The 18,558-nt window shown below is 64.5% G+C and carries 14 protein-coding genes; all 14 read right to left on the bottom strand.

Annotated features, from left to right (window positions below; all coding sequences use genetic code 11):
- Positions 1 to 25 precede the first annotated feature (25 nt).
- The 14 genes from BSL82_RS03185 to BSL82_RS03120 all read right to left on the bottom strand — a co-directional run bounded on the left by BSL82_RS03185 (position 26) and on the right by BSL82_RS03120 (position 18,069).
- Positions 26 to 1,642 carry a glycosyltransferase family 39 protein gene (locus tag BSL82_RS03185; RefSeq protein WP_158010646.1) on the bottom strand — a complete coding sequence of 539 codons (1,617 nt, stop codon included), beginning with the start codon at positions 1,640 to 1,642 and terminating at the stop codon, positions 26 to 28.
- A 113-nt stretch (positions 1,643 to 1,755) separates the two neighbouring features.
- Positions 1,756 to 3,135, bottom strand: coding sequence for a lipopolysaccharide biosynthesis protein (locus BSL82_RS03180; RefSeq protein WP_083579012.1), 1,380 nt, complete (start codon positions 3,133 to 3,135; stop codon positions 1,756 to 1,758).
- 13 nt (positions 3,136 to 3,148) lie between these two features.
- Positions 3,149 to 3,931 (bottom strand): response regulator transcription factor, encoded by a 783-nt coding sequence (locus BSL82_RS03175; RefSeq protein WP_072595997.1) that lies wholly within the window; start codon positions 3,929 to 3,931, stop codon positions 3,149 to 3,151.
- Positions 3,932 to 3,933: 2 nt separating this feature from the next.
- A complete protein-coding gene (locus BSL82_RS03170) occupies positions 3,934 to 6,234 on the bottom strand; it encodes a GumC family protein (protein ID WP_072595996.1) in 2,301 nt (766 codons plus the stop codon).
- Positions 6,235 to 6,575: 341 nt separating this feature from the next.
- Positions 6,576 to 7,304: a LuxR C-terminal-related transcriptional regulator gene (locus BSL82_RS03165; RefSeq protein ID WP_072595995.1), complete on the bottom strand. Its 729-nt coding sequence runs from the start codon at positions 7,302 to 7,304 to the stop codon at positions 6,576 to 6,578.
- 237 nt (positions 7,305 to 7,541) lie between these two features.
- Positions 7,542 to 8,657 carry a glycosyltransferase family 4 protein gene (locus BSL82_RS03160; protein ID WP_072595994.1) on the bottom strand — a complete coding sequence of 372 codons (1,116 nt, stop codon included), beginning with the start codon at positions 8,655 to 8,657 and terminating at the stop codon, positions 7,542 to 7,544.
- 3 nt (positions 8,658 to 8,660) lie between these two features.
- Positions 8,661 to 9,383: an HAD family hydrolase gene (locus tag BSL82_RS03155; RefSeq protein ID WP_072595993.1), complete on the bottom strand. Its 723-nt coding sequence runs from the start codon at positions 9,381 to 9,383 to the stop codon at positions 8,661 to 8,663.
- Positions 9,380 to 10,351: an ATP-grasp domain-containing protein gene (locus tag BSL82_RS03150; protein WP_072598571.1), complete on the bottom strand. Its 972-nt coding sequence runs from the start codon at positions 10,349 to 10,351 to the stop codon at positions 9,380 to 9,382. Before BSL82_RS03150 ends, BSL82_RS03155 begins: the two co-directional genes overlap by 4 nt.
- A gap of 11 nt (positions 10,352 to 10,362) precedes the next feature.
- A complete protein-coding gene (locus BSL82_RS03145; protein ID WP_072595992.1) occupies positions 10,363 to 11,046 on the bottom strand; it encodes a PIG-L deacetylase family protein in 684 nt (227 codons plus the stop codon).
- Positions 11,043 to 11,957, bottom strand: coding sequence for a methionyl-tRNA formyltransferase (locus BSL82_RS03140; RefSeq protein WP_072595991.1), 915 nt, complete (start codon positions 11,955 to 11,957; stop codon positions 11,043 to 11,045). The genes BSL82_RS03145 and BSL82_RS03140 overlap by 4 nt, the downstream gene beginning before the upstream one ends.
- Positions 11,929 to 13,689: a sugar transferase gene (locus BSL82_RS20295; protein WP_072595990.1), complete on the bottom strand. Its 1,761-nt coding sequence runs from the start codon at positions 13,687 to 13,689 to the stop codon at positions 11,929 to 11,931. Before BSL82_RS20295 ends, BSL82_RS03140 begins: the two co-directional genes overlap by 29 nt.
- Positions 13,686 to 15,698 carry an asparagine synthase (glutamine-hydrolyzing) gene (asnB, locus tag BSL82_RS03130; protein WP_072595989.1) on the bottom strand — a complete coding sequence of 671 codons (2,013 nt, stop codon included), beginning with the start codon at positions 15,696 to 15,698 and terminating at the stop codon, positions 13,686 to 13,688. Before asnB ends, BSL82_RS20295 begins: the two co-directional genes overlap by 4 nt.
- Positions 15,686 to 16,888 carry a glycosyltransferase gene (locus BSL82_RS03125; RefSeq protein WP_072595988.1) on the bottom strand — a complete coding sequence of 401 codons (1,203 nt, stop codon included), beginning with the start codon at positions 16,886 to 16,888 and terminating at the stop codon, positions 15,686 to 15,688. The genes asnB and BSL82_RS03125 overlap by 13 nt, the downstream gene beginning before the upstream one ends.
- The gene (locus BSL82_RS03120) at positions 16,885 to 18,069 is read right to left on the bottom strand and encodes a glycosyltransferase family 4 protein (RefSeq protein WP_226998605.1); all 1,185 of its coding nucleotides are present in this window, start codon (positions 18,067 to 18,069) and stop codon (positions 16,885 to 16,887) included. Before BSL82_RS03120 ends, BSL82_RS03125 begins: the two co-directional genes overlap by 4 nt.
- Between the last annotated feature and the right edge of the window lie 489 nt (positions 18,070 to 18,558).

Here is an 18,558-nt window from a genome sequence, read left to right as displayed (position 1 = left end):
AGAACGGCGAGTTGACACGGCGACATCACTTCTTCCCCGAATCTGGCCGGACAAGGACGCTGAGTTCGCCCGACCGGTCGAGAGGCACCGGCCGATAACCATTGGCGATGGCGTAATCGCGAAGCTCCCCGTCGGAGCGGCCGTTGTTTTTCACGATGATCGCTTGCGGAGGATCCGCGTCGAGGAAGGCGGGAAGCCGGGAGGCGGAGGTCGTCCGGAAGTGACGCCGGTCGGCCGCCGGTATGTGGTCCGCGATACGATAGACGAACGGCCCGGCGGCGAATTCGGGATAGATCGTCCCGCCGCCTTCCAGCGCATATATCGGCCAGAGCGTCGCCACCCTGGGCGCAGCCGTGCCGCCGATTTGACCCAACGCCGCGCGCGCGTTGTCGTGCACGACTATGCCGGTCCACTTGTGCGGCATGAAGAAGGCGGGAATGCCCGGAACCAGGCGGGAGGCGCCCGCCACCATCGACAGTGCGACAACGGCCGCCATCAACGGCAAGGCGAGGCGGCGTTCGCGCTCGTCGAGCCCCGCATGGGTGACGATGACGAGGACGATCACAAAGGCGACAGGCGGCGTGAAATATTGCGAAAAGGCGGGTGTCGGAATGAAGGACACGGCCGCGCCAAGCGCGATGAGGCCGATCGTAAGCCAGAACAGCCAGCCCGCCGCCACATGCCCCTCAGGCCTTTCCCGCGACGAGAGCGGCACGAAGAACTGGTAGAGTGCGAGGCATGCGGCGAGCAGCGTCGCGCCGCCCAGCCACATCTGTTCGGCGATCTGCAACTTGCCCGCCATGCCCATGACCTTCGGCTCGTCCAGCGTCTGCCAATAGTCGTGATGAGCGTAGGTGAAGTAGCGCAAGGTGTGCGCCAGAAAGCCATCCGGATCCTGAGCCAGATAATAGAGCGCGGGGAGCCCGCCGACCAAGCCGCCGGCGATCATCGGAAGCACCGCATGTTTCAACCGGGCGCCAAATGGCTGTCCGGCCGGAGCGAGAAACGCGGCGGCGGCGAACGGCGGCACAAGAAAGATGTTGTTGACCTTCAGCCCGATCGCCACCGAAATGCACAGGCCCGAAAGGAAGAACAGCCAGGGGCGGCCGCGATATTCTTCCATGCCCCTGATGAAGAAATAGAGTCCGAACAGCGAGACCGTGATCGGAAGCAGGTTGTTGGTGACGAGCATTCCCGCCGGGCCCAGCAGCAACGTGTTCGTCATCAGCAGGATGATGGCCGTCGCGACCACCGCGGGGCTCTTCGTTTTCTGCCAGGCGATCAGTCCCAGCGCTGCGGCGGCTCCTACCCAGGCAAGGCAGACGAGCAGCCGTCCGGCGAGCACATAATGATCGGTTCCGCTGAGCGAGAAGACGGCGTTCAGCATCAGCGGCAGGTTGGGCAGATGAACGAACCCGAGGTCGCGGTAGATGTGGTGATCCGACAGCAGAAGCGCCGTGGCGATATGGATATTCTCGTCATCCTGAACGGGGTAGGACAGCACGCGGCCGAAGAGCCCGATGGCCATGACGGCGATCGCGCCGACGGCGGTGTTTCGCAGGGCGGAGCCGGGTTGCAGCGACAGCAGGCGCGAAATGGCTCCCATCAGCGTTTTCCGGACCGTCAGAACAGTTGACGTCATAGCTACTCCTGAACCCGGCGGACTCTGACATTGCGGGGAGGCGGGCGATAATGGGCGGACGGGTAGCGCCTGATCCAAAACGGATTACGGCCGGTGCGATCTCGCCAATCGGACTATACGGAGGGGGTAGGCGCGCCTGCGAGCGGTGCGTGGCTCAGTTCCCGCCGCAATAGCGTACCCAGCATCACCAGCCAGACAAAACCCAGCAGGATATGCGCGATATTCGCCCCCATTGCGCCGATGAGCGGGATCAGCGCCAGCGCCGCGCAGTGGAAAGCGACCGTGGAAACCATCGCCACGTTCAGCACCTGCCGCTGATGACCCATGGCGAGCAGGGCGGAGCGGGCCGGAAAGCTGAGCAGCATCGCCGCCACGGCAATGCCCTGGACGATCATGAGCGGCGCGGCGCCAAGGAAGGCAGGCCCGGCGGTGTAGAGCAGAATCGGCTTTGCCGCAGCCAGCAGGAGCAGGACGACTGCTATCCCAAAGGCGGCGAGCATCACCTCGACCTGCAATATGGCGCGGCGAAACTCCTGGATTGCGCCCGCCGCCCACAGCCTTGCCACATCGGGGTACAGGACCGCCTGCACATGCACGCCGATCTGCTGCGCCATGCGCCCGACCTGCTTGGCGATATGATAGAAGCCCGCCGACGCCGGATCGGCGAGCGCACCCACCAGCAGCGTATCGAGCTGCTGCGCGCTGGAACGCAGGGTGAGCGACAGATTGCTCTGCCAGGCAAAGCTCCAGAGGCCGTGGAAGCGTTGGGTCACGCCCTTGATCGGCGCGGCGAGAACCCCCCTGATGCCGTTGGCGCGGAGGGCACGTATGCCGAATCCGAGGAAGGTGAGCGATCCGAGGATCTGGGTCGCCATCCAGACGAACACGAAATAGTCGAGCCCGGCCCCGTTGCGGATGCCGAGGTAGCATAGCCCGACGCGCAACAGCGCATTTCCAATGGGGCCATAGGCTGCCGCATGATACCGGCCATAGAGGCGCAGGATCGCGGTTGGCGTGCCGCTTATGTTGAACAGAAGCACGGTGCAGTAGATGGCGACCAGCGTCATCACCTGGTTGTCCCAACCGAACAGCGGGCTGGCCAGGAGGGCGAGCGCCGTTGCGATCACCCATGCGGCGACCGCCCCTGCAACATCGAGGAGAAGACCGAATTTCAGCAGCGACTTGAAATCCGCTGCGTGTTCGGGATCGGTGACCTCCGCGCCATATTTGATGAGCGGTTGCCAGCTCTGAAAGGTGACGAGGCGTTCGACAACGCGGACATAGGCGATGGCGAGCGCCAGAATGCCGTAGCTCGCCGGACCCAGCGCCCGCGCGGTCAGGGCGATGGCGGCAAGGCTGATCAGCCCGCTTGCCAGATTTCCCGACATCAGGTGAGCGATGTTGACCAGCCGGGTGCGCAGCGGCTCATCGCCGCGCCACTGGCCGGCGGCGCTCACGACCGACCGCCAGCGTGATTTCCCGTAGCGGATCATAAATGTCCGACCCCTAGTCGTTCCTGCCCATCAGGGCGACGACCTGCGTGCGGTTGGCTGCACCCAGCCGCTGCATGATTTCCTTGATGTGCGCTTTCACCGTGCTTTCGCTCATCTTGAGCTGGAAGGCGATGGTCTTGTTGGGCATTCCGGTCGCCAGGCACTTGAGGACCTGTTCCTGCCGCGGGGTCAGCCTCGGCGAGGCGCCATTCTCCCTGGGAGCGATAAGATGGCCGCCGTGGGGCGTCTCCTCCTGCTTGAAGGCAGGGTAGATCATCCAGCCGGACGACAGGAGGCGGATTGCGTCCAGCATCGTGGCAAGCGGCGTGTCGCTGGTGAGATAGGCGCTGACGCCCAGCTTCATCGCAGTTGTCAGGAACGAGGTTTCGGTGCTGGCGGCAAGGACGATCAGCGGTATGTCCTCAATTGCCGAAAGCACCGGTGATACCGCCTGCATCAGGCTGCCGGGATCGGGCGCGCTGTGATCGAGATTGTGTATGGCGACGTCGAACAGCGCCCCGCTATTGGTCAGCCTGGCGGCTTCCTCCGCGCCTTCCACGGCGGTTATGTCGACGAGGTTCGCGATATCGCGCATCGCGGCGATCAGGCAATTGCGGGTGAGCGGCTGCGGATCAATCACCAGAATCCGAAAGCCCTGAAGCGCCGCATCCGCCGTATCGGAGCGGCTGGGCCTGGCCGATACCCGCTTGGGCACGATGCGCGACACATTGTCGTGCCCGTCGCTCCAGCCGCGCTGCGCACGGCGCGTCTCCAGAAGCGGGATGATCTCCGCCACGCTCAAGCCGCCTTGCGGATAAGGCCGGAGAGCAGTTGACGCCATGCGGGCGCGGCCGGCTCGCTGGTCGTCTCGGCGTCCTCCGGCGCTGTTTCTCCATAATATTGCGAATATTTCGCATAGTGCTGAATGGCGTCGCCATAAACCAGCCCGGCGTGCTTCTTGTAGTCGACCCTATTGAGGATAGCGCCCGTCAGGGTGCGCCCCAAAATGCGGGTGGCGGACCTGACGGCGTCGGGTGGAGTCTTCGCCCAGTGCGCGATCATCAGCACCTCGTCCGCCTGCGCCGCGAGCAGCTTGGCGTCGCGCACGGGAAGAATCGGCGCGGTATTCAGAACGATGAATTTGTAGCGCTGGCGCAATTCCTCCAGAAGCGTGCGGAGGCGAGGAGAGGACAAAGTCGCGCCCGGGTCCTTGGCGGCGCGTTTCACGCCGATCATCGCCAGCTTCGGTACGCGCGGATCCCAGCGGAGGATTTCGTTGATCGCGCAATCCCCGTCGACGAAATCGAGAAGGTCCGGTCCGGCAGCGATCTGCTCCGACATGTTCTGCAGCCCCGGCCTGCGGAGATCGAGGTCGACGATGACCGATTCGATTCCGGTGGCGGCCGCAGCGGCGGCCAGGCTCATCGACAGGGTCGTCTTGCCCTCGCCCGGCAGTGGGGAGGTGATGACCACCGTCTGCGCCGCATTGTCCCGCGCCCGGGCGGCCAGTTCCTGCTGAACGGATCTGAGCGCCTCGGAAAAGGCCGAACACGGTCGTTCGATGATGGCCACATAGGGCGGCAGATCGCCCCAGTTTTCAGGCTTTTCCGGAACCATGGCGAGCGCGGGGAAGCCGGTCAGCGATTCCATCTGCTCGCTGGTCCGAATGCGGCCGTCCATGGATTCGGCAATGAACGCGAGGATCGCGGCCAGGACCAGACTTGCGACCAGGGCAACGGCCAGAATCCGCTTCGTCGCGGGATAGCTGGGCGACAGCGGCACTGCGGCGCGCGAAATGAAGTTCGCATCCGATTGGCCGACGTCGTCCTGCCGTTCCAGCTCCTTGAGGCGGCTGAGGAGAGAGACGTAGAGCGTCCGATTGGTCTCGGCGTCGCGCTCCAGGTCCATCAGCGCCACATTTTCCACGCCCTGCTGAAGCGCGCGCGCCTTCAGGGAGCCCATCTCGCCGGCAAGCTGCGCTTCCCGGCTTCGCCGTGCAGCAGCTTCAGCCTGAAGGCCAATGCTCGCGCGGGAAAGCTCTTCGGAGATGCGGGTCTGAACCTGCGAAAGCTGCGCCTTTGCGTTCTGCATGTCCGGATGGCCCTGGCCGTACATGGCCGAGAGTTCGGCGATCCTGCGCTGAAGCGTGATCTCCTGCGTCTGCAAGTCGGCAAGCAGGGGAGAAGCGGCTGCCCCGGCGGACGAGGCTGCTCCGATCGTGCTCGACCGGGCTTCCGCATCCGCCCTGGTGGCGCGCGCTCCGGCCAGTTCGGAGGCCAGCCGGTCCATCTGGGTCAGGTCGCTCATGCCCTGGGTGATGCCGTGCCGCTTCCTGTAGGTGGCGACGCGCTCATCGGCCTCAAGCACCTGCTCGCGCAACTCGGCTACCCTCTTGGTGAGAGAGGCGACCGTCTCCTCGGAGGCGTTTTCCCGCTTCTCGATCTGGTGAAGCATCGCCACCGACGCGAGCTTGTTTGCGATTCGCTGGGCTTTTTCCGCGCTCACCGAATAGGCGGTCACCTTGATCATGTTCGACTTGTTGATCTGGTCGACCGACACATTGTCGATTAGCCTGTCGATCACCGCCTCGCGCAAGGTCTCAGGCGTCGAGGCGATCGGCTGCGGCGGTTCCGCCGTGGTTGCGGGCGCAGGGTCCGACCCGGTGAAAACGCTCTTCAGCCGTTCCCAGAAGCTCGGTTCCACCATCGCAGGCTTGTCGGGGTCGGCGCCGGGATTGAACTCGCGGTCGTCGACCAGCGCGAGGTCATGGACGACACGCCCGGCCATTGCCCGCGACTGGAGAAGTTGCAGGAAGGTGATGACCCTGATCTCGTTTTCACGCGCCTTGGCGACGGTGGCGGCCGGGTCATCGCCCGGGGCTTCGGGCGATTCCACGATCACGATGGCTTCCGACCTGTAAAGCGGAGTCACCGTTTGCAGGACGAGCGCGGTCAGGCCCACGATAAGGCCGATCGTCAGGAAGATGATGAGACGCCGCCGACGCAATATCCGAAGAAGCTCGGAGGGCCCCATCACGCGCGAGCCATGAGGCCCGGAATCCGATGTCGTCTGATCCGTCATGAAGATTGGCGCGTTCATATCTCAATCCCGACGAAAAATACCCTGGCGCGGCTGTCCGACATTGTATTCCTCTTGGCTTGCCTGCTCTGCGGCGCGTGCCGCGCGGGCGGTCCTCTGTGGCTCTAGCCGGGCATGGTTGCGCAGCTTTCAGGCCATTGCCAGAGAGCATGATGGGTGTCGGCGGCGCATGCGACTAGCCTCCGGAGGTAGAAGAATTCCCGCCTGATCATGCGGCTACTCCTCAAGGAGTATATGCAAAGGGGCGCACTGGGCGGCGCCGGAGACGGGAATCAGGAAAACGATGCCGGGGCGCCCATGCGAGCGCCCCGGCATCGATATCGACAGTGCCTGGCCGGTCGTCAGGCTCCGGCGGCGCGGAGCAGGGGGCGCGGCTGGTCGGCGAGATTGTGGATAGACGCGGTCGCGACAGGCTCGTCCTGATGCAGCCCGCGCGTGACCGCCCAGATGGCCGCCTGCGTCCGGTTCATAACCCTCAATTTCCGGAGGATGGCCTTGATGTGAACCTTGACGGTCGCTTCCGTGATGTCGAGCCTGCGGGCGATGATCTTGTTTGCGTCGCCTGTTACAAGGCACCTGAGAATTTCGATTTCCCGGTCGGACAGGTTGAGATCGAGCTTGCCGGTGTCCAACGCCCTTGCGCCGTTGCGCCAGACCGGATCGGCAAGCGCCTCGACGATCTGCGAGGGGATGACCTTCTCGCCATGGGCGACCAGCCGGAGCGCGCTGCCGAGCGGCTCGCACGAAATGGCCTTTACAAGATAGCCGTCGACTCCGGCCCCAAAGGCGTTGGCGACATCTTCGACCTGAAACTCGTCGGCCATCAACACGATGTGCGACTGTGGAAACTGGCTGTGAAGATCACGGCATACGTGGTAATTCTTGTTGTCCGAGTGCCCGTCCACGATGATCAGATCAGGTGGATTTGAGCTGTCGATCGATCGGGAGAGCGTTTCGCTCTCCGCCACGGCCCATTCGACAATAAAAGATTGATCGAGGAGGATCCGTTTCAGGCCTTCTCTCACAATTTCATTGCGTCCTACGATGGATACACGAATTTCCTCGGACATGACTCAGCCTTCCCCTGTACGTGGCCGAAACCAATAGAAAATAAACCGCCCCGTTGTGGCAATGGTTCTTCCTATGCATTTGCCGTGCCAGATGAGGGATTGTTCAATTAGCTCTTATGGGAGGGCCACTTAAGGGATTTGCTTCCGTACCCGTTAGGAGGGGAGTGTAAAGCTGTCCGACAGATTGAAAGCCGATACCCGCGTCCACATGCTTTTGTAATGACTCTTGGGTAAGTATCAGAGCTTATTTGGATTTGTTGACGCTGTGCCAGCCTGAAACAACTCGACCAGAGCGGTCCACCTGCCGATGATCTCGTCCGGCAGGAAACGCCGCGTATCCATTTTTGCGGCCGATCCTAGCTGCGCCTGCAGTTGGCGCCTGCTCAAAAGATCCGTCATCGCGGTGGCAAGCAGGGCGACATCCTCCGGCGGAACCAATATGCCGTTTTGGCCAGGGATGATAAGATCGTGGGGTCCGTAAGCGCAATCGAAGGCGATGACCGGCAGTCCTGCTGCCATAGCCTCTGCAAGAACGTTCGGAAATCCTTCAAAACGCGACGATAAGATGAAAACTCCGGTTTCTTCGATCCAGCTTCCGGGCGTGGGTGATACGCCGGGCAGGCTTATTCGTCCCTGAAGGCCGTGCTCGTCGGTGAGCGCCTGAAGCCGCGTCCGTTCATCTCCTTCGCCCCAGATCACCAAATTCCATTGGGGGAACTGTCCGGCGACAGTTGCGAATGCCCGGATGAGAAGATCGAAGCCCTTTTGGGGGATAAGGCGGCCCACACCGGCAATGACGGTCGGCCGGTCGCCCGGAGCTGCGGTGGCAGGGGCGCTTACCGGATTGGGAATGACGTGCGCCCGTGCCCGCGCCGATGGCGGCAGGCATTCCAGGCTGTCGCGGGTCTGCATCACGATCGCGTCGGCCCGCGGATAAAGCTTCGCGAGAATCTGCGCCCAAAGCGGATGCGCGGCCTGCCTACGGGGATTGTTCCGTTCCGATACGATGACGGGGAGCGTCATTCCACGGCTTGCCAGCAGCGCAAGGACGTTGATCTTGGTTAGAAAGCTGACTGCGACATCCGGTCGGAGCCGTTTCAGCGACCGTCGTAGCGCGAAAACGCGCTGGAGATTCAACCAGACGCCGCTCAGGCGCCGTCCGGACGCGGGCGACAGGTTCAGCCGGACCAGTTCGATCGAAGGGTGGAAATGGTGATAGACGGGATCGGCCGGATCATCGAAGGCGATGACCGTCACCTGCCACCCCTTCGTGGCCCAGTCATTGGCGATAAGGCTTATGACTCTTTCCGCGCCACCAGCGCCCAGAGCCGCGATGATAAATGCGATCCGCATTGTTCATGGCGCCCCTGCAGCAGTGCGTTGGGTGGTGTCCTCCATGGGTCCGCAAGGCCATTCGGTCGGCAACTCATCAAGGCTGGAAATGACAAGATCGGGAACTCCGGGCCCGACAGCATTGTGGACGCCGCCGGGTCTGGTGATCTGGACCGTTCGCCAGCCCATGGCGCTGGGCGCTGTAAAATCCTTGGCGGGATTGTCGCCCACATAGGTGAAGGCCGATGGCGGAAGACCATATTCCGCCATGATCGTCTCAAAGCCCCGCCGGTGCGGCTTCCAGTAGTCCCGCCCCCACAGGCCGGTGATCACAAGCGGGTTGACGCCATAGGCGGCAATGCCGAGCGCCTCGATCTTTCGTTGCTGCGACACCAGATGCCCGTCGGTGAGCAGCGCGATGGCCTGACCCGGCCGCGATGCTTCAAGAAAGCGGCGGGCGTCGGGCTGCAAGGCGATGTCGGGGTGGTGTTCCCGATAGACAGTGACAAGCTGCGCGACCAGTTCCGCGCGGCTATCCAGCCCCAGTTCCAGAAGTCCCTGGTCGAAAATGTCGCCCCGGTGGCCGCCTTCAAACAGACGCCAGCATGTATCGGAAAATCCGGCCGCCGCCCTTTCCAGCGCCAGCCATTGCTCCACGGACTTGAAGCCGCTCCGCACATAATCCCGTTCCAGGTATAAGGTGTCGTCCAGATCGAGAACGACCACGGATGCAACGGGCGCTGTCATGAATCGATGAACACCGCTGCGTCATAGCGCAACATCGTCACGCCGTTGCGCCAGTCGTCATTCGCGCTGCTGGGCAATTGAAGGCGTTCTTCCATCAGCCAGCGCCCGAAAGCCGCCCCGGCCCGATGGGCAAGCGGGTATCCGCCGCCAAAGCGGGCGTTGATCTCGAACACCGAGGCGTCGCCATTGTCGTCGACGATCGCCTGAAAGCAGAGCGCGCCGCGAGGGCCGGGAAGCGCGGCTGCAATCCTTTCCGCAAGGTCTTGAAGCTGCGGCAATCGGCGGGTCACGCCTTTTTCGACTTCGCCCGCGCGCACCCTGATACGCTCATGGGGAACCGAGGTTCGCAACCGCCCGTCGCCGTCGAAATAGACATTGACCGTATATTCCGTGCCGGTCAGGCGCTGCTGGGCGACCAGCGGCTCGCTTGTCGTCAGGTCCGGCAGGTCGGAAGGCTCGTTCACCAGTCGCAGGCCGCGGCTGGCGCTGCCGCTCCTCGCCTTCACGATCAGGGGCCAATCCCAGGCGTCGGGATTGTCGCGCACATCCTCCGCCGCAGCGGTCGCGGGGGAAGGGATGTCATGCCGGGCCAGAAACCTGGCTGTCTCCAGCTTGTCGCGCGCAATCTCCACCAGCTCAGGGGAACTGACCGCGACGCTGGCGCCGATCTGCTCGAAACGCCCGCGCGCCAAGCTAAGCGGCAGAAGCTCCGGGTCGATCGTCGGCACGACAAGCCCCACCTCATATGTGCGGCATATCTCCAGCACCGCATCGACATAGTCGGCGCTTGTCACCGGGGGAACGGCAAAGCGGCGGTCGGCGAGATGGCAGGCGGCGCTCAGTTCCGGCTCCAGGTCGCAGGCGATGACTTCCAGCTCGATCCCCAGCGCGGCGGCGTCGGCGCGAAAGCACTGCACCAGCCCGGCGCGCCTCCCGGCGGAGGTGATGAGGAGACGCAGCGTCTTCACGGCCGGCACCCTCAGGCGAGTTCACGCAGGAGGACGAATGCCTCGGCCGCCTCGCGATGGACGGTTGACCCCCGAAGCATCGCAAGCGCCCGAAGCGCCTCCACCGAACGTTCGTTGGGGAAGGCCTGCACCTGCGAGCGATAGAGGCCGAACGCCTCCAGCTTCTGCGGAAGAAAGCCGCTGATGTCGACGAACATATTGGGCTGGAAGGCGGGCGTCACTCCGGGCGCGTACCAGTTTGTTTCCGACAGCGTCTCATAGGCGTAGACCCGGCGCGGATAGTGGCTGGCGCGGGGGCGCGCCGCAACCATACCCGAGGTGAAGATCAGCTGATGGTCGACATGCACGTCGCCGATGAACGGCAGGAACAATGTGTCGGGGTCGATTTCCTGCACCAGCTTGGCGATGCCGCCGTTGATCTCGGCATGGGAGACCTGATCCAGCCCGGCGGCCGGAAAATCGAGGAAATGGCTGCGGGTAACGCCAAGGAAATCATGGGCGGCGCGCGCCTCCTCCTCCACCCGGCGGACATGGGCGGCATCGAACCGGGGCGGCTTTCCGCGTGTGACGATAGCGACATGGACCTCGACCCCGGCCGCGCAAAGCCGGGCAATCGTGCCGCCGCAGCCCAATATCTCGTCGTCGGGATGGGGCGCTATGACCAGCGCCCGCCGCACATTCTCAAGGGCGCTCATCGTGCCGATCCAAGCATGCTGTGGAGCCGGGGCGGCTGCCCCGAGGCGATTGTGAAATCGGTTATCTCAAGCGCCCCACCATCGCCGCAGCGCACGACGAAGCCGCCTTCGTTGCGGGCGACCACCTGACCGGGCATTGCGGCGTGCCGGGCGGATTCGGGCCATGGACGCGCCGCCCAGATGGTAAGGCGCTCGGCCTTTGTCTCGGTGAATGCGCCCGGATAAGGCCGCCCCACAGCGCGGATCAGCCGGTCGATCTCGGCCGCCGGTAGCGTCCAGTCGATCCGCCCGTCGGCAGGTGTCCGCTTTGTCGCCCAGGTCGCGTGGCGTTCATCCTGGACGAGGCGCGGCGCAGACCCTTGGGCGAGCATCGGCAGACTTTCCCTCAGCATCCGATCCAGCGCTTCCATATGTTGCCGGTAGAGGCTCGCCGCCGTTTCATCCGGCGCGATATGGAAATAGCGCTGCGCCAGAATCGGGCCGCTGTCCACTCCATCGTCGATCCAGAACAGGGTCGAGGCGGTGATCTTTTCATCGAGCAGGATAGTCCATGGAATGACCGCGCGGCCGCGCAGGCGGGGCAGGGGAGCGGGATGATAGCCGATCACCTGACCGCCCGCAGCCTGACGGAAGGCCGGCTTGCAGATCTGGGACCAGCCGATGACGAACACGTAATCGGGGGCAAGGGCCGACACGGCCTCAAGCACGTCCGGCGCATTGCTGTCGGAGGCGTGGATCACGCGAGCCCCGGCTTCCGCCGCTTCGGCCGACATGTCGACGAAATCCGAATGGCGCGCCGCCAGCTCCGGAGGCAGGGTGATCAGCGCCGCCGCTTCCCAGCCGGGCGCATCCGCCAGCGCCCGCAACGTCACGCGCGTGCTTTCAACCGCGCCGACTATGACCGCCCGCATAGGCCCTCCCGACTTCGGAGCGGTTGATGCGTTCCCCCGCGAATACCACCCCGATGGTTTTCAATATGATCCGCAGATCGAGCGCGACCGAGGCATGATCTATATACCAGAGGTCAAGCGCCAGCTTGTCCTTGCCGCTGAGGCGGGCATTGCCGTTCACCTGCGCCCAGCCCGTCAGCCCCGGCCGCACCAATCCGCGCCGGATGCCGTCGGAACCCATGTCATCGACGGTGTCCGGCAGCAGCGGGCGCGGCCCGACAAGGCTCATGTCGCCCTTCATGATGTTCCACAGTTCGGGGATTTCATCGACCCGGCTGCGCCGCAGGAAGCGGCCAAGACGGGTCAGCCGCTCCTCGTCCGGCAGCAGCCTGCCGTCCCGGTCGCGCGCGTCCGTCATGGTGCGGAACTTGACGAGCCGGAACGGACGGCCGTTCCGCCCCGCGCGCGTCTGGGTGAAGAGCACGGGCCTGCCGAGGCCGACTGCAATCGCCGCGGCGGTCAGCAGCATCAGCGGAGCCGCCACTACCGCCGCCACGCCTGCGACGAGGATATCCACCATCCGCTGGCCCCGGCCCCGGTTTGGGGAGACGATCATCGGCGCGGCGCCGCCGCCATTCAGTTCCATCGCTTCCAGAAGCAGCGCGTTCACCTTGCGGACGTCATAGCGGTCTTCGGCGATGCGCCTCGATGCTGCGCCCATGGTGACGGCAAGGGTCGGGTCGGCGATGAACTTCGTCATGGCATCGGCCAGCCGTGCCGGATCGCGGACCGGGACGACATAGCCGTTCACATCCGGCTCCACGGGTTCGCGACAGCCCGGCGCATCGGTGGTGATGACGGCCCGGCCGGTCGCCATCGCTTCCAGCACCGTGCGGGGCAGCCCTTCGCGGTAGGAGGGGAGGACATAGGTGGTGCAGGCCTGCAGATAGGGTCGCACATCGCGCGTTGCGCCCAGATATTCGATATCGCCCTGGGCGATCCAGCCGTCCAGCTCGGCACGGCTGATACCGGCGGGGTTGGGGTCGAGCGGGCCGAGTATCTGGAACCGAGCCTCGGGCCGGGTCTGGCGCACGATCCGCGCGGCCTCGACATATTCGAAAAGCCCCTTGTCCCGAAGGAGCCGGGCGATCAGCAGAAACACCGGCGCGCCATCGGGCACGGGTGAGGCTTGAAACCGCCGCGTGTCGATGCCCGAACCCGGCACCTGAACGACTTTCTGGTCGGGCCGCAATATGCCGTGCCGGAGCATTTCGGCCCGGTCGTCGCGGTTGAATACGAATACCGCCCCCGCGCGCGATACGCCTGCGCGATAAAGCGACGCGACCAGCCGTTGCAGCCGCCGCCGGGGCTTTCCGCCATCGTCGGTGAAGACATAGCCAAGCCCGCTGACCATCGCGAAGAAGCGCCCGACACCGGCGATCCGGGCGGCGATGCCTCCATAGATGATCGGCTTTTGCGTATAGGCAAGCACCACATCCGGCCGCTCCCGCCGCATCAGCCGGACATAGGCCGAAAGCGTGCGAAGATCGGCAAAGGGGTTGGTGCCTGTGCGGGACATGGGAATGTCGCGAAAGCCGACGCCGATCCCGTCGAGCGCGGCGGTGATCCCCGCCTCGCCGTCATCGGGCGCGCAGGCGATCACTTCATGACCGGCGTCCGCCATCGCCGCAAGCAAATCGCGCCGGAAATTGACCAGCGAATAGGCAAGGCTGGCGAGCACCAGAACCTTCATGCCGCTTCCGCCTGCTGCTGGTCCGCGCTGCCGGGAACGGACTCCAGCCAGTGTTCCCGCCAGGACTGGAACATCGCGATCGTCCAGAGCCGGGCGCTCCAGTTCCGCGAGCCGGTGAGATGCTCTTCCCACAGCCTGCGGACGGGCGAGGGGTTGAGCAGGCCGTCGGCTTCCATTCTGGCCGGATCGAAGAGATGCTCCGCCCAGTCCCGCAGCGGGCCGCGCAGCCATTCGGCGACGGGAATGGCGAAGCCCTGCTTCGGCCGGTCGCGAAGCTCGGAGGGCAGATAACGGTCGAAGAGTTGGCGCAGCGGCCATTTGCCCGCGCCGTCGCGGCGAAGCATCTCCACCGGCAGCCGCCAGGCCAGTTCGATCACGCGCTGATCCAGCAACGGGCTGCGCACCTCAAGGCTCGCCGCCATGCTGGCCCGGTCGACCTTCACCAGAATGTCATCGGGAAGATAGGTCACTGCGTCGCGGTACATCATGCGATGGAGGGGCGATGAAAGCGGCGAGGGGCCGGACCACTCGCCGAACAGGGCGGACGGCTCGGCTCCCCCACGGACCAGCGTTTCCGGACGGGAAGTGACGCTGATCATCGCATGATAGAGCGCATCCCGATCGCGCGCATCGAGCAGCCGCGCCAGCTTGTGGACCCGGTCGCCGGATATGCCGCCCCTGAGGCCGGTCAATGGCGTTCCACGCAATCCGCCAAGCGCTGCGTCCCAGAAGCCTACCGGGAGGCCGGTAAGGCCATGGCCCGCGAGCCCGCGCAGCCAGCGGGGGAAGCGGTCGATCCCGTCGCCCAGCCGTGTTGCCAGTGCGTAGCGGCCATAGCCGCCGAAGAACTCGTCGCCGCCGTCGCCGGAAAGGCAGACCGTCACCTTGGAGCGGGCAAGCCGCGCGATCTGCATCGTGGGTATCGCTGAAGGATCGGCGAAGGGTTCGTCATAGACCGCCGCCAGATCCGGAATGGTGTCGCGCGCCTGGGCTGCGGTGACGACGAACTCGGTGTGATCCGTCCCCAGATGGCCCGCGACCCGCCGGGCGGCGGCCGCCTCGTCATAAAAACCTTCGTCAAAGCCGATGGTGAAGGTCTGGACCGGCTTTGCCGACTGGGACTGCATTATGGCGACGATCAGCGAAGAATCGATGCCGCCGGAAAGGAACGCGCCCAGCGGCACATCGGCGATCATCCGCTCCGCGACTGCATGGTTCAGCACGGCGTCCAGCCGGTCCAGCATCGCATCGGCCGGACCCTTCAGGCAGTGGTCGACACCGTTCGAGGACGCCGATTCCATCGACCAATAGGCGCATGGCAGATGCTGCAGGCCGTCGGCCCCGGACGTTCCGATATCGCTTGCGTCAATGGTGATGCTGTGGCCGGGCGGCAGCTTCGATATGCCGCGCCAGATCGACCGGGGCGCAGGGACATATTGATATCTGAAATAGGCGGTGAGCGCGTCGCGGTCCACCTCAGGCCGAAAGCCGGGGCAGGCCATGATCGCCTTCAACTCGGACGCGAAGATCAGCCGTCCGCCGCTCAGGCCGTAATAGAGCGGCTTCTTGCCGAGCCTGTCCCGGACGAGGTGCAGCTGCCGTTCCTGCCTGTCCCACAGCGCGAAGGCGAACATGCCCGAAATGCGGTTCAACGCGGCGGCGAGGCCATGCTCCTCGATGGCGGCCAACAGAACCTCGGTGTCGGACCCGCCTCTGAAGGCATGGCCTTGCGCGACAAGTTCCGCACGCAGGCTCTTGAAATTATAGATTTCGCCGTTGAAGGCGATCACATAGCGTCCGCCATGGGACGCCATCGGCTGATGGCCCTCCGGCGACAGATCGACGATTGAAAGGCGGCGGTGGCCCAGCGCTATCCCCGCCTCCGCATCTACCCACAGTCCGTCGTCATCCGGCCCGCGATGCTGGAGCCGGGCAGTCATCGCCGCGACGCCCTGCGCTATGTCGCCCCCCCTCGACAGAGGGTCGAATATACCGGTCAGCCCGCACATGCAGTATTCCGAACGTCATTCGACAGGGGAGACACGGTTTGCGCCGCAGCCGCCCTGTCCAGTACCCGATCGTAAAGGGCCTCATACTGGCGGGCGATCTCGGGCAGCGAGAAGTCGCGGATGATGCGCTGGCGCGCCTTTTCGCCCAGCCTTTGCCTGGCTTCGCTGCCGATGTCGTATAGCGCGATCAGCGCGTCGGCGAGCGCCTCCGGCTCTCCGGGCGGTACGATGCCGCCGTTTTCGCCGATGATCCAGCGCGCGTCCCCGACATCGGTGGCGACGCAGGGATTGCCGCAGGCCATGGCCTCCCCAATGACATTGGGGAAACCTTCACCCCAGCCGGACGACAGCGCAAAAATGTCTATCGCGGGCATCCAGTGGGCGACATTCTCCTGATGGCCGATGGTGGTGAACCGGTCGGCGGGCAGGCTGGCGTGGAGCGTGCGAGTGAGATCCGATCTGGGATCATCAGCCCCGTTACCCATGATGAGCAGGTGCATGTCCCGCCCCTTGGCGCGGGCGCGGCGGACCGCCTCCACCAGCACCTCGGGCTGCTTCATCGGGTGAAGACGCGCGACGAGGCCGACGATCGTCGCTTTCTCGTCCACGCCGAATCTGTTGCAGAACTCCGCCCGCGCGTCGGCACGGGGCTGGAACTGGTCGCAATCGAAGCCGTTGGGGATGACGACGGCCGCGCCTGCCGGAAACCCGAAGGCTTCGTACTGAAGGGCAGCGACGTGCGAGTTGTATATGATCGCCGACGGGATGCGCGACAGCTTTGCGCAGAGCCGCAGGACCGCGCGGGTCATGGGCTTTTCGTGCGAGATGTCGCTCAGCGAGTGCCGGATGTTCCAGACGACGGGCGGGCGGGATGGCAGCATCCTCTGCGCCGCCGTGGCGGCCAGCACCGCGTGGTGCATCCAGCCGATGATGATGTCGGGCCGAACGCGGCGGGTGACGCCGACGAGTTTCGCCAGCGCGCTGGGCGTCGGCAGCCCCTGGTGCATGCCGAGCGTGTCGATCAGCACACGGCAGTTCAGGATGCGCTGGGAAATGTCGCCCGGGGTCATCAGCGAAAGCACGGAAGGGTCATAGGCGGACTGGCGGGTGCTCGCCTCCTCGATCAGCTTGGCGAGCATGTTTTCGGCCCCGCCGACGCTCAGGCCCGTGATAGCGTGCAGGATTTTCATGCCGCGTCCGCCAAAAGCTGGTCGTAGATCGCGCTTATCTGGGCGCAGTGGCGCTCCACGCCGAAGCGGCTGAGCGCCTGCTCATGCGCCGTGACGGCGATCCGCTTCGCCCTTGCCGGGTCATCGATCAGCGCCAGCGCCGCCTCGGCGAAGCTCTCCGGATCATCGGGGGGGACAATCAGCCCGTTCTCCCCGTCTTCGATCGCCTCTGGATTGCCGCCCGAATTGGCCGCTATGACCGGCGTTTCGAGCAGCATCGCCTCGATCAGCGTGCGGCCGAAGGGTTCGTCCACGGCAGTAACCAGAAGGGCGTCGCAGGCCGCCATCCACGGCTCGGACGGGTGGCGAAAGCCCATCATCCGGATGTGATCGGAAACGCCCAACTCCGCCGCGCGTGCGATCACCGCCTGATAGAGGCCATCTTCCAGCGGAGAGCCGAACAACAGGCCGATTGCCGGATTGTTCGGGCGGCGGCGGTTGATGGCCGCGATCGTCTCCACGAACAGCAAGGGCCGCTTGCGCGTCACCATATTGCCGAAATAGCCCAGAATGGGCGTTTCAGCGGCGATGCCCAGTTCCTTGATCGCATCGGTCCGGCTGACGACACGGTCCGCCTTCGGCGCATCGGTGTCGAACGGACTGTGGACGACGGTGCATCTGCCGGCTGCGGAAAACACGCCTGGCCGAGGCGCGGCGAACCGGGAAACGGACGCGACCCGATGGGCAAGCAGCGGCGCCAGAAACCTGAGGCCTTTCGCCCGGGGGCTGCTGCGATGATGCCAGAGCAGCTTGCGACCCGCCAGGCGCGCCGCCGGGCCCCAGGTGACGTGCATCGGCCCTTCGTTGGTATGGACGATCCGGACCTCCCGCTGCTGGAGATAGCGCGCGAGCGAGGCCAGTGCCTTTGGCGCGCCCATCATCTTGCCGATGGTTTCGGCGCGGCTTGCCGGGGCCAGATGCCAGGGCGTGGGCGCATGCTCGAAGGCGACGCCCTCGGCCCGCAGGAAATCGGCGAACTGGCCGCGATCGTCGTGCAGGACGATCAGCGGCCGGTACTTCTTCCGGTCCAGCGCCCCGATGAGCTTCAGCGCGGAGATATGGCTTCCGCCCATGATGCCGCCGGCGAAGGGAAAACAGATGGTGGCGGGTTGATCGCTGTCCGTCCGTGAAGAACGGGGCACGGGGCGAGACCCCGCACGAGAGGTCGCGTCCTTCGCTTCTTGCGGGGAAAAGGCAGAGGTGATGTGGCCAGCATCCATGATGTTTGCACTTTACGAAAACGCCGTCGCCGGAACTTAGCGAGCCGGCTGCGACATCCTATGTGGAACTCCGGGCATCATCCTTTTGCGCTTTTGGCGCTGAATTGATCCGTCGTCGCGGCATCGGCGCCATGCCGCATCCATCGGGGCCACTCTCTTTCGCCGCGCCTACCCCTTTTGACCTTTCCGGGCATTTACGAACCCGGATGCTACTCCACCGACCGCTGGGTATCTACAAAGCATATTGCCCAAAATGTCTGGTTATGGACGCCGCCGCAGGGGCTTATCGTGGCGGCTTACAAGCGTTCGACAAGAATGAAACGCAGGACCGCCGGAGTTTGCCAGACCCAAGAACCGCAACCGGCACATTTTTTAGACCCACCATTGCCTGCGGGGGAAAATTAAAGTGGC

The organism is Tardibacter chloracetimidivorans, from assembly GCF_001890385.1.
Lineage (GTDB): Bacteria > Pseudomonadota > Alphaproteobacteria > Sphingomonadales > Sphingomonadaceae > Tardibacter > Tardibacter chloracetimidivorans.
This window is presented reverse-complemented; position numbering and strand designations above follow the sequence as displayed.

Excerpts from the sequence above, each read along its gene's own strand:
- BSL82_RS03185 (WP_158010646.1), bottom strand. The coding sequence starts at position 1,642 with ATGACGTCAACTGTTCTGACGGTCCGGAAAACGCTGATGGGAGCCATT.
- BSL82_RS03140 (WP_072595991.1), bottom strand. The coding sequence starts at position 11,957 with ATGCGGGCGGTCATAGTCGGCGCGGTTGAAAGCACGCGCGTGACGTTG.
- BSL82_RS03125 (WP_072595988.1), bottom strand. The coding sequence starts at position 16,888 with ATGAAAATCCTGCACGCTATCACGGGCCTGAGCGTCGGCGGGGCCGAA.
- BSL82_RS03160 (WP_072595994.1), bottom strand. The coding sequence starts at position 8,657 with ATGCGGATCGCATTTATCATCGCGGCTCTGGGCGCTGGTGGCGCGGAA.
- BSL82_RS03155 (WP_072595993.1), bottom strand. The coding sequence starts at position 9,383 with ATGACAGCGCCCGTTGCATCCGTGGTCGTTCTCGATCTGGACGACACC.
- BSL82_RS03165 (WP_072595995.1), bottom strand. The coding sequence starts at position 7,304 with ATGTCCGAGGAAATTCGTGTATCCATCGTAGGACGCAATGAAATTGTG.
- BSL82_RS03145 (WP_072595992.1), bottom strand. The coding sequence starts at position 11,046 with ATGAGCGCCCTTGAGAATGTGCGGCGGGCGCTGGTCATAGCGCCCCAT.
- BSL82_RS03180 (WP_083579012.1), bottom strand. The coding sequence starts at position 3,135 with ATGATCCGCTACGGGAAATCACGCTGGCGGTCGGTCGTGAGCGCCGCC.
- asnB (WP_072595989.1), bottom strand. The coding sequence starts at position 15,698 with ATGTGCGGGCTGACCGGTATATTCGACCCTCTGTCGAGGGGGGGCGAC.
- BSL82_RS03170 (WP_072595996.1), bottom strand. The coding sequence starts at position 6,234 with ATGAACGCGCCAATCTTCATGACGGATCAGACGACATCGGATTCCGGG.
- BSL82_RS20295 (WP_072595990.1), bottom strand. The coding sequence starts at position 13,689 with ATGAAGGTTCTGGTGCTCGCCAGCCTTGCCTATTCGCTGGTCAATTTC.